The sequence below is a fragment of the Pseudomonas sp. MF08817 genome (genome assembly GCF_059862705.1).
Genome location: NZ_JCBCUY010000067.1, coordinates 1 through 10907, shown reverse-complemented (window position 1 = coordinate 10907; position 10907 = coordinate 1). Strand labels below are relative to the sequence as shown.

The window sequence follows — 10907 nt, the reverse complement described above, 5'->3', positions numbered from 1 at the left end:
GGCTGAAACCTTGGGCAAGGCCGAGTTGAAGGGTCGCACGTTCGGGGATACTGAGTTCGTGATAGGACATAGTGGCAGCACCGTACCGGAAAGGTCAGGTGTTGCACTCAGTTTTTGCGGCCGCCCATCCTTGCTTTCCCCTTCCTCATACTCAACAGTCCTCACCGTAGCTTGGATACTCGGATACAATGTACGGAACTGCTCCGTGGATACTGAGGGATTTCCATCAAGCCACTTACTCATAGCCACACTATCAACATACATTCGACTGTTATCAAAATACTTCTGCAACGTTGATAGTTTAGACCTGATCTCAATAGCATCCGCTTCGATCAGGTATTCAATTCTATTAAGCTTTTTCCCAAGAAGAGTTAAAATGTCACGCCTAATTTCAGCTGCCTGGGAGGCATTTGTTACTACCTCATACATTTTCTCAAGAGTTACCTCATCCAGAGACTCAACAATATAACTTGCTATCTGTGGAGAGTCGCTCAGCAAATCATCAATAAAATTTATTATTGATCCGTTATAATATGACTTTACATAGGATATAAAATCCGTGCGAAACTCAAAATCGACATCAGGATCAATAGATTTCTTGCGAAAGAGTGCCAAGGACAACACTGCAATAATATTTTGGCTTCCCTCTGGAGCAATACCATATATAGAACGCATTTCCGACTCAGTCAAAAGACTTTCCAAGCCGGAAGTGTTCTCAAAAATGTATTTTATATCATATTCATTTAACGCCAACAAATTAACTCGTTGAGCTATGAAATTCATAAAAAGAAAAGTACGGTAAAACGAATCCATCCTGACATTAGGAACCGAACTTATAAAGGCACCATCTGATTGAAGCAAAATGCTTTTATCAAAATCCGAACCATCTAAAGCGTCTTCGCTACTACTTACAATCTCACTTAACAATCTAGCACTAATAACACGATCCAGCTTATTTCTAAACCTTGTCAAATGAGTACGCTCTAAGAAAGCAGCCGAAACTCTGTATAAATCTAAGGTACTTTCTGAACCTCCTTCATGCTTCAGCGCGTAATGCGAGGTGACAAGCAAATCATCATCACCGCTACAAGCATCTGCGATTAATATATTGATACCGCCCAACACCTCGGGTAGCAACCGCTTCCTTAATTCAGTTACTTGCGGCAAGAACTCACTTTCAAGATTCAACAAAATCATAATAGCGAGAAGCGTGTCAATTAATGATGATTCTGTAGCTCGCAGCAAAAAACCCGACAAGTCGTTGCTATTCAACGGTGTGGGGATAAAATTACTTAACGAATAGGACTTTCTGATATCCCCATCAACTTTCCCTACAAGCCCGCTCACTCTTCTCTGGGCAATCAAGAACAAAGATATTCTCGGACTTAAATTCTCGAGGGCGCTAAAATGAAATCCTGGCTTCTCGCGATGACCGATCTCCTCTTCAATTACACTTATTTTTGCTAATTGAGGAGGAGAGAACTTTCTAGTACTTCTCAGGTAAGCCAGCTTATAAGATAAATAGTTAGAAGCGCCATGAGCAATACTTAGCTGATGGATAATTTCTAGCGCTTCGTCCGTATCAAGAAGTTCTACCCGCCCTAGTGGAAGCATTAGCTTCAATGCCTCCAATGACTCTAACACCATCGCATTTACATACCCGGCGGTGTACCTTATTTCGTCTTTCCAGTCCACTGCAGAAAATCTTGTAAATCTAAAGAGATCCGCGCTCGTTTTTTTTCCATTGTCACCTAAAAGACCGTCCCTACCCTTAAGAAGAGCCCCAATAACCATCATATCGTTGGCAGTGTTAGCTTTACGTACAGCATCAATCTCAGCTCGACTTTTCAATTCCTGAGAAATATAGCCGCGCACGAGATTTCTTTTTTTCAGAGATCCGACACTTGAAATTAATCGATGGACCTGAGGCGACCGACCCGAATTAGAGAACTTAAGCTTTCGAGACATAAATTTCCGCTCCTGCGTTTATAATTCTACTTACCAACCGCGTCACCTGAAGGCTTCGACGATTGAGTCTTCTTCCCCCCCCCAAACACTAGATCGGATGGGTGACCCTCTGCATCACTTCCCAATACCTAGTTATATTGTCGAATCCAGTTTCCTAGCGGGACAATAACCGCCCGAGATTTCGCATTTCAACCTGTTTTTTGTTAATTCAACGAAGATGGCCACAGGCGGCAACCGGCACGGCAGACAATCATTTAGTTATGTTGTAACGGATATAAATTAGACGTTAGGCGAATTGTGTAAGCCTGCCATGAAATTGATGGGCTCCAAGGGAGCTGCTTGTTACACCAAATGAGCCAGTAACACATGTCCCTAGCGACTTAAAAGATCCGTGTTACAGTAGAAATACTCAATAAATACAATGCTTTAGCGATTCCCGTTACACCGGTAACCTACGTAACACGCGTTTTTATAAGAGTCATTCCCCAGCTCCCCGGAAGCATTATCTCCTCCAGCGAAGAAAAGGAGCAGCCTTCAATAGGCGCCGGGGTCCATAGGGTTTCCACCGGACACGGGGTCGGAAACCCGCCGGACTTCGTTAGCGGACAGGTGCCCAGCTTAGTGAACAGGTGAACCGGGTGAACACACAGTTCACCAGTGCAATTGCACAAGATGATGGGAGGTGGCCAGGGACCCTGAGCATTTCTGAATGACACGGGGCACAAAACCCGCGCGATCTTGGTAGTGGCTGATTTTTCTACATTGGTTGACAGGTTGACTCGGTTGACGGCCCAAGGTGTCCATAATCATCAACACGAAATGCCATCGTTACCGCTGCGGTAACGATGGCCTTTTTTCAGCAGAATTCTTTCAATTTCAACGCCTGAAATTTCAGTAACTTTGAAATCCTTCCACTAACGCAGTCCTGCGGGTTTCCGACCCCGTGTAGTAGAGAAACTCCCAGGGTCCCCCAGCGACTTCTAGTCCGTTCAGACTTTCGATGGTAGTTCGTTGCCCTTCACCGTTTGTCGTATGTGCATAGCGGATTATGGATCTAGGTCTTGTAGCGGCGTTACGCCATACTCGACTGTAGGCAGGCATCGTTTCTAGCTGGGGAGGGATCGAATGAAGATGAAATTGATGTTTACGTTGCTGGGAGTCGGCGCGTTGCTGAGCGCCGCCGGCTGCGCTAATGGATACAGAGAGTTTTACACCCCCGCAGCAGGTGCGACCCCTGAAGCTATCTCGGCCACTCGGGCGTCAGCGCCGCCGCCATTACCTGCTATAGAGCGTGCACCGTTTGGCAATACAGACGCGCTCCTGGCTGAGTATGGAAAACGAGGATTCTTGGTAATCGGTGAGTCCAGCTTTAACACCGGCAAACGCGTTTCGGATGACGACGCTCTGAAACAAGGTCAAGCGGTAGGAGCAGATTTGGTTCTAGTATTTCTGCCGCAATACACCGGATCAGTGACCTCCAGCGTGCCGATCACAACACCGACGACGAATACTTCCTACACCACAGCTAATGCCACCGCATATGGACCAGGCGGCCCTGTCTCGGCTTACGGTAACGCGACAACAACGACATACGGGAGCAACACGACGTACGTTCCCATTACAGTTAACCGTTCTGATTACGGCGCGATTTACTTTGTGAAAGGTCGTTTTCGAATAGGCGCATTCGTCCGCAACCTAAATGACCTCGAGCGGCAGTTACTACAGACGAATCAAGGTGTGGTGGTAATGACAATCGTCAATGACAGCCCGGCTTACAAGGCGGATATCCTCCCAGGCGACATGATCATTGCAATGGATGGGGAACGGGTTACCAATCAGGAAGGGTTTACCCGTATGGCAGCGGAGAGGAAGGGACGCATGATTAACTTTTCGCTCGTTCGACAAGGACGTGTCATAGAGAAAAATGTGCAAGCAGGCAATTAATAGCTTCACGAAACGCTATTCCTGACGGTGCCGTATCCCGTGTTGTACCTCAGAAAGGTTTGCCCCCTGCGAAGCCAATGTTGCAGGGTTCCAAGGACAGGTCAGACGATCCGGGCTACCAGGCCGAATGCATTTCGTGAGCTACGATGTTCAGTGCTGCTGACATATCGGTTAACTCCTCCCACGAAAGGACGTCCCAATGGAAATGGTTCGCGTGAACTCACGTGCGATGACAGCTGTAGGTTACGACCCGGCGACCAACCGAATGAAGATCACCTTCAAGCAAGGAAAAACGTACGACTTTTGCCGCGTACCATTGAACGTGTATCAAGGGCTGATCAACGCACCGTCAAAAGGGGGCTATTTCGACAGAGTGATAAAGGATCGTTACCAATGCTGAACGAGCCGCACATACCAGGCCTCTCAGTGGAGGAGTGACTGAATGGATTGCATGGAATCACTGAAACTCTTCATACTGCCCCCAGCAATGGCGAGCATGTATCCCTAGATGTATCCCTAGAAAGCAAACCTCGCTGGAGGCCTTGAGTTTACTGGAGCGCTACAGTCTCCCTCGGGCACCAAACATTAAAAAGACCTTGAAATTCAAGGTCTTTTTTTTGCCTGTAAAAAAGTGGCCGTTAAGGGCCACGCAGGCATGCGGAGGACTTTGCACCATGGAAGCGACGCTGGAGACCGTAGCGCTTTATTCACTCAAGTTGGCGTATGAGGTGGAAGGCTCCAGTCCAATCCTGCGGGACGACCCGGCCATGGATCGCTATCAGCGCGAGGTGTTCGGCTTGTTGGTGCGTCAAGCGGACGTTGAGGCCATTCAATTCAAATTGGGCGAGTGCCTGGGCTTGGCGTGCGGCGCGTTGGGCGGTGTCATGGGGCGTGAGCTGCAAAGGCTACGCGCCGAAGTTCATAGCGCACAGACCCTGGAAGCGCTCAATGCGCCGCTGATGGAACTCAAGGGTTACCTCAACGACATCCTGTGACAGGCCTTTAATACACAGCTGCTGGGCGCTGAGCCGCAGGCGCGCCTCGCCGTGTTCGGGTGGTCGATACAACATCCAGAAACATCAAGCCAATTGCCATCACTCCCCTCATCTGCTTGCATCCGCCGCTTCAAAAATCTGTCGGTTCAGGAATCAATCGATGAAAACCTTGGTAGTAGGCGCGAGCAAAGGATTGGGCAGGGCTCTGGTAGAGGGGCTTGGTGAGGCGGGAGACACGCTGATCGGTGTCTCACGTACGCGCCCGCAAGACCTGGCGAGTAAAACGGGTGTGCAGTTGCGCTGGATCGAAGCGGATTTGGCTGAGCCGGCGCACGCGGTGCGGGCCATCGAACACGCGGTGGCCGAGGAAGGCCTGGATACGCTGATCTACAACCTGGGAATTTGGGAAGACCAGGCCTTTGATGAGGCCTACGACTTTCTGCAAGACCGCGACGAGCAACTGGAGGCCATTGTCGGTTGCAACATCACCGCGCCCATCCTGCTTATCAAACGCTTGCTGCCGAGCCTGCTCAAAAGCCCCAACCCACGGGTGATCTTCACTGGCTCCACCTCTGGCCTGCCCCAGAGCGGGCGCCCGGAGGTCACTTTCACCGCGTCCAAGTTCGCCCTGCGCGGCATGGCCGACGCCTTGCGCGAAGGCTACCGGGAGCAACGCCTTGGCGTGACGTGCCTGAACCTGGGCTACCTCAATACCCAAGACCCGTTGAGCACACCGCGTGCTGTGGCCGAGCAGCGCGGTGATGGCCAGCTGATCCCGGTGCATGACGTGGTGCAGGTGGTGCGCATGGTCTTGAGCCTGTCCTCGGCCAGTTTCGTGCGGGAGCTGACCTTGCCCGCGATGCTCGACGAACGCTTCTGACCCCATGAAGTCGCGAACCTGACGCCAGCCAGGTTCGCCCCACGCCTGTGCAAACGCCGGCAAGCAGGCCAATCGGTCTCGATTGCTTCCTCAAAGCAGCCCTGAGGGCGGAAGAAAAACAACAAGGTCGCCGGCCAAAAAGCACCGATTAAAGTCGATTACTGCATTCACATTATTAATGAAGGTTATTTGGACCTAATTAATGGAAATTTATCCATAGCAAACCAATAAACATTAAAAACACAATTCAGCCCCCATGCCTCCCCGCCTAACCTTTAGCTATCAATCCGGGAGGTATTTTCATGCTCATCTTCTTCAAATCCATGGTCATCGGGCTTTGCATCGCAGCTCCGGTCGGCCCCATTGGCCTGCTATGCATCCAGCGCAGCCTGAGCCAGGGCTGGCGCGCCGGTTTCGCCACGGGGCTGGGTGCGGCAACCGCCGACTCGATCTACGGCTTCATCGGCGCCTTGGGCATCACCGCCATCATCGCCACGCTTATCAGTTGGAAGCCTTGGCTGTGCATTTTCGGCGGGTTGTTCCTGGCCTATATCGGTTACCAGATCATCCGTTCCAAAACCGCCGCCACCGTGCTGCCGGGCGAGCGCGCCAATATGTTCAAGGCGTATTCGAGCACGTTGTTCCTGACCCTCTCCAACCCCATGACCATCCTTTCGTTCATTGCCATTTTCGCGGCGATGAGTGATGGCATGGTCAACAGCCAGCACTCGGTGGCATCGATGGTGACGGGCATCTTCCTCGGCTCCGCGGCATGGTGGCTGGGCCTGAGCGGTTTCTCGTCGGTGTTCAAGAGCCGCATCCAGGCCTCGCGGCTCAAGTTGATTAACTACCTGTCTGGCTCGACCATCACCGCCCTGGGCGCCTATCAAGTGGTGACGGGCGTGATGCTGGCCACCGCAGCCGCCTAGATCACCCGCGGCGGTTGCCCTGCTTGAAGTCCACATAGGCGCGCAAGCGGCTGACCGCCCGCTCAATCTGCTCCAAAGAAGCATTGCTGAATGACAGGCGCACCTGGGTGCTCGCCCCGTTCATCAGCGAGAACAGCGACGTGGGAAACACGATGACCTTGAACTGGTTGGCACACTCGCACATTTGCAGGTAGCCAAAGGCGAACGGTAATTGCACGTTGATGAAAAAACCGCCCGCCGGGCGGTTCCAGGTCACGCGTTGTTCAACACCCAGGCTGTAGGGAAACTCATGTTCCAGGCAATCGATCATGGTGTTTCTTTTTTGCTGGTAGGCCAACACCCGAGGCTGGTTCAAGGCCTTCAAGGAATACTGATGTTCAATCAACAGCCCCGCCACCACTGCTTGGCACAGCGCCGGCGTGTTGACCGTGACCAGGCTCTTGGCCTTGCAGAGCTGGGTGCTGAACGGCTTCACGCCCTCCCCCTCGGGCGCGACCACATAGCCCATGCGTAACCCTGGGAAAATCGACTTGGCAAAAGAGCCCAGGTAGAACACGCGGCGGCTCTCAAGGGCCTTGAGTGCGGGGACCTTGCTGCCCTCATACCTGAAGTAGCTATAGGCATTGTCTTCGAGGATGAAAAAATCCAGCTCCTCGGCCAGCGCCAGCAGCTCCTTTCGCTCTGCCAGCCCCAGGCAATCGGAGGTGGGGTTGCTGAAGTCGGGGATCACATACAAAGCCTTTATCTTGTCTCCCGCCGACTCGATCGCCCGGGCCAGCAGGCGCAATGCTGTCGGGTCTAGGAAGATGTCCATGGCCACCGGTACGACCCTGATGCCCAGCAACTTGGCGATGCCGGTAATGCCGCAAAACACCGGGTCGGGCACCAGTAACACGCCACCGTCATCGAATACCGACAACAGGGTCAGCGTCGCCGCTTCCTGAAACCCCAGGCACACCACAATGTTGTCGGCATTTTCAACGCTGATGTCCTCATCCTTGTACAAGTAGCGGGCCAGGATGGGGTTGATGATCCCGCCGGTTTTGCCGTACTGGCACAGCGTGGTCGCCAGGGATTGGTCCGTGTCGGCCAGGTATTGGGTAAAGCGCGCCAGCCCCTTATGGATCAGCGACGGGTCGCAGTACTCGTCGTCGGGGCGGCCGGAGGCCAGGGAAATGGCCTCCGGGTTTTCGCTGGAGAGGGTATTGAGCAGATGGATGACGTTGAGGGTCGGGTCATCGAACACCGAAGGGTGGAATGAATGGGTCAATCTGGCGCTCTCCAAAAAAACGACGAGCCCCAGAGTCGATACCGACCATTCAAGGCACTGCGTGTGGGTTTACTTTTTTGGGGGGGCGGCCCTGCTCGCGATGACAGCCCTGGCTGCAAGGACGCTATCGCGAGCAGGCTCGCTCCCACACGGGTTGTGATTTCATGGGTCGGCAAAGTACTAAGCCGGGTTAAGTACTCCCTCCTGCGCCACCCGTTTTTCCGTTGTTTGGAAGGCTTGCAGCAAATCCTGCTTGAGGTCTTCCACAGCCTCCAGTCCAAAGCACAAGCGCACCAGCCCCTTGCCAATACCCATGTCGGCCTTTTCCTGCTCGCTCATTGAGGCGTGGCTGCCGCTGAACGGTTGCGCCACCATCGACGTCACGCAGGCCATGCCCGTGCCGGTGCCAAACCACTTGAGGGCGCCGGTGAAGGTTTTGTAGAAGGGCACCAGGTCGGGGCGGATATCGACGAACACGATGCCGCCATATCCGGTCAGTTGCTGGCCATCGATGCGCGGGTAGTAGACGTGTTCGACAAAGGGCAGGGTTTGCAGGTAGCTGAGCATGCTGACCGTTGTCGCGCTGTGCTTTTCCATGCGCAAGTTGAAGGTCTGCATGCTGCGGCGTAGCAGCCACGCACTATTGGGCGTCAGGATCGAACCGGAATAGAAGCGCCCCTCCAGCAGCCGCGCGTGAAGCGCCTCGTTGTCCACCAGCACCAACCCACCCATCACATCGCTATGGCCGGAGAAGTACTTGGTGGCGCTGTACAACGAAATATCGGCGCCAAAGTGCAGCGGCTTCTGGAAGATCGGCGTGGCCCAGGTGTTGTCCACCACCACCAGCGCCTCGGGGTTGATGCGCTTGACCGCCGTGCTGACGGCCTGGATGTCGATGTCCTTGAGGAAGGGATTGGTGGGCGTTTCAAACACCACCATGTCCACGTTTGCCGGCAACGTTTCCAGGCCACTGGCAGTGGTCAGGTCCAGCACGGTCAGTTGCGCACCGATGCGCGCGGCATAGCGCTGGAACAACTTGTAGGAGCAACCGTAGATGTACTTGTTAATAACCAGCGAGCCGCCGGGCTTGAGCAACTCCAGCACCATGTAGATGGCGCTCATCCCCGTGGCGTAGGCCAGGGCATATTCACTGCCCTCCAGGGCCGCCACCACTTGCTCCAGTTCCGTCACGTTGGGGTTGGCCTTGCGCGAATAGAAAAACGCCGAGTCCGCACTGAAGGCACTGCATTGATAAATGGGCGTGACGGAAGGCAGCGCATCCCGGTCGTCGACCCGCATATGAAGGATCTCAGTGGAAATACTCATGCCTTGTGCACCATTTTGATGACTTGCTCATACATGTTCTGCTTGCCCTCATAACCGATGGTGGGCGTGATGTCGTTTTGCGAAATACCGATTTCCTCAATGGACTCGGTGGGGAAATGCGCGCGGTCGAACACTTCGTGCAAGTTGGAATTGACCCCTTGCGGCAGCCAGACTTCCGGCCCGGTTTCATCGACCCGTGCCTTGGCGATGATGAAGCGGTAGCTTTCGTGGGGCCGCAAGGTGAGGGTTTTCCAGGCACTGCTCTGGCCGTCGTTGTAGTTGCGCCGCAGGTAGACCGTTTGCTCGAAATCCTGGGTATTGAGCAGTTGGGCGTGCAGGGAAACGATATCGCCGTGCCACTCGAATTTGCGTTTTTCGTAGCTCGTCAGCGCCTCTTCGCGCAGCTCCACCACCTTGTTCGCCTTCGGCGCCTCAAGCATGCGAAAGTGCGCGTCATGCCCGCAGGACGTGCAGCACCCATGGCTGTCCAGGCCCAGGATCTCGGCGTTCAGACCATAGCGGGTCACCAGCAGTGCGTTGCACTTGTTGCAACTGGTGTTGGTGCCATCGACGTCGTTCACGTTGCCCAGGTACACGTGCTCAACCCCCATGCCCCGGGCGATGTCCCGCGCCTTGAGCAGGCGATCCACGGGGGTACGGATGCTGTTGCTCATTTTGTAGTCGGGGTGGAAGCGCACAAAGTGCAGGGGCACGTTCGGGCCCAATTCATCCAGCACCCACTGGCTGATCTTGCGGGCGGTGTCTTCGTCGTCACTGATATCGGTGACCATCAAGGTGCTGACTTCTACGTACTTGCCGGCGTCGTAGACTTTCTTGATTCCCGCCAACACCGGCTCGACCCACCCGGTGGTGACTTTGCGGTAGTACTCGGGGGAAATGGACTTGAGGGAAATCGAGAAGATATCGATCACCGGCAGCAGTTCGTCGATGGCTTCTTCGCTGATAAAAAACGCCGACTTGTACAGGTTTATCAGGCCTGCTTCCTTAGCCAACTTGGCGGTATCGAGAATGAATTCGTGCCACACCACAGGGTCGTTGTAAGTCCAGGAAATCACCCGGATACCGTGCTGGAGCGCGGTTTCCACCACTTGTTCGGGGGTGTAGTAGTACACGTCCTTGTCGGTCACGTACTTGGCCTGGGAGGTCTTCCAGTTGTGGCAGTAACCGCAGTTGAGCATGCAGCCGATATTGCCCAGGGACAGGATTCGTTCGCCAGGAGCAAAGTGGAACACCGCCTCGGTCTCGATGGTTTCTTCCGTGCTGTGTACACCCTTGCCGTAGTTCAAGGTCACCAAGCGGCCGCCGCGGTTGCCGCGCACTTTGCAGAAACCGACCTTGCCTTCCTGGATCACACAATTGCGCGGTGACAAGTGGCACTTCACCGCCCCGCCCGGAAGTATCTCTTCCAACATGGCGGGGGTGCTGTCCAGGGTCCAGTTCTTACCTTCCTGAATTCATAGAATAAGTGCAACGTTTGAAACGATAGGCAGAGAGTCAGCCACCGGTAGAATCCAGGCTCTCACACCGAAGGATTCAAGCGCAGATGACTACGCATTACCGGCAGCTGACTCAGG

At 53.7% G+C, this 10907-nt stretch carries 9 protein-coding genes; 5 read left to right on the top strand and 4 right to left on the bottom strand.

From position 1 onward, the window contains the following. A partial coding sequence (locus tag AC19YR_RS24075) for a hypothetical protein (protein WP_500600380.1) occupies positions 1 to 1875 on the bottom strand: 1875 nt, incomplete at its 3' end. 1218 nt (positions 1876 to 3093) lie between these two features. Here AC19YR_RS24075 and AC19YR_RS24070 point away from each other — a divergent pair. From AC19YR_RS24070 to AC19YR_RS24050, 5 genes are all read left to right on the top strand, one after another. Continuing rightward, positions 3094 to 3912: a PDZ domain-containing protein gene (locus AC19YR_RS24070; protein WP_500600379.1), complete on the top strand. Its 819-nt coding sequence runs from the start codon at positions 3094 to 3096 to the stop codon at positions 3910 to 3912. A gap of 199 nt (positions 3913 to 4111) precedes the next feature. Then, positions 4112 to 4312 carry a KTSC domain-containing protein gene (locus AC19YR_RS24065; protein ID WP_077574450.1) on the top strand — a complete coding sequence of 67 codons (201 nt, stop codon included), beginning with the start codon at positions 4112 to 4114 and terminating at the stop codon, positions 4310 to 4312. Between the two features lie 274 nt (positions 4313 to 4586). Continuing rightward, a complete protein-coding gene (locus AC19YR_RS24060) occupies positions 4587 to 4907 on the top strand; it encodes a hypothetical protein (RefSeq protein ID WP_500600378.1) in 321 nt (106 codons plus the stop codon). 160 nt (positions 4908 to 5067) lie between these two features. Continuing rightward, a complete protein-coding gene (locus tag AC19YR_RS24055) occupies positions 5068 to 5787 on the top strand; it encodes an SDR family oxidoreductase (RefSeq protein ID WP_500600377.1) in 720 nt (239 codons plus the stop codon). A gap of 302 nt (positions 5788 to 6089) precedes the next feature. Next, positions 6090 to 6716: a LysE family translocator gene (locus tag AC19YR_RS24050; RefSeq protein WP_500600376.1), complete on the top strand. Its 627-nt coding sequence runs from the start codon at positions 6090 to 6092 to the stop codon at positions 6714 to 6716. Between the two features lies 1 nt (position 6717). On the opposite strand, the gene AC19YR_RS24045 is transcribed toward AC19YR_RS24050, so the two are convergent. From AC19YR_RS24045 to amrS, 3 genes are all read right to left on the bottom strand, one after another. Then, positions 6718 to 7986 (bottom strand): aminotransferase-like domain-containing protein, encoded by a 1269-nt coding sequence (locus AC19YR_RS24045; protein ID WP_095107930.1) that lies wholly within the window; start codon positions 7984 to 7986, stop codon positions 6718 to 6720. Between the two features lie 180 nt (positions 7987 to 8166). Then, positions 8167 to 9312 (bottom strand): trans-sulfuration enzyme family protein, encoded by a 1146-nt coding sequence (locus AC19YR_RS24040; protein ID WP_095107929.1) that lies wholly within the window; start codon positions 9310 to 9312, stop codon positions 8167 to 8169. Next, entirely contained in the window at positions 9309 to 10745 is a 1437-nt protein-coding gene (gene amrS / locus AC19YR_RS24035) for an AmmeMemoRadiSam system radical SAM enzyme (RefSeq protein ID WP_500600375.1), read from the bottom strand. The genes AC19YR_RS24040 and amrS overlap by 4 nt, the downstream gene beginning before the upstream one ends. Positions 10746 to 10907 lie beyond the last annotated feature (162 nt).

Coding starts and splice junctions, on each gene's coding strand:
- amrS (WP_500600375.1), bottom strand. CDS start 10,745: ATGTTGGAAGAGATACTTCCGGGCGGGGCGGTGAAGTGCCACTTGTCA.
- AC19YR_RS24070 (WP_500600379.1), top strand. CDS start 3,094: ATGAAGATGAAATTGATGTTTACGTTGCTGGGAGTCGGCGCGTTGCTG.
- AC19YR_RS24055 (WP_500600377.1), top strand. CDS start 5,068: ATGAAAACCTTGGTAGTAGGCGCGAGCAAAGGATTGGGCAGGGCTCTG.
- AC19YR_RS24065 (WP_077574450.1), top strand. CDS start 4,112: ATGGAAATGGTTCGCGTGAACTCACGTGCGATGACAGCTGTAGGTTAC.
- AC19YR_RS24040 (WP_095107929.1), bottom strand. CDS start 9,312: ATGAGTATTTCCACTGAGATCCTTCATATGCGGGTCGACGACCGGGAT.
- AC19YR_RS24050 (WP_500600376.1), top strand. CDS start 6,090: ATGCTCATCTTCTTCAAATCCATGGTCATCGGGCTTTGCATCGCAGCT.
- AC19YR_RS24060 (WP_500600378.1), top strand. CDS start 4,587: ATGGAAGCGACGCTGGAGACCGTAGCGCTTTATTCACTCAAGTTGGCG.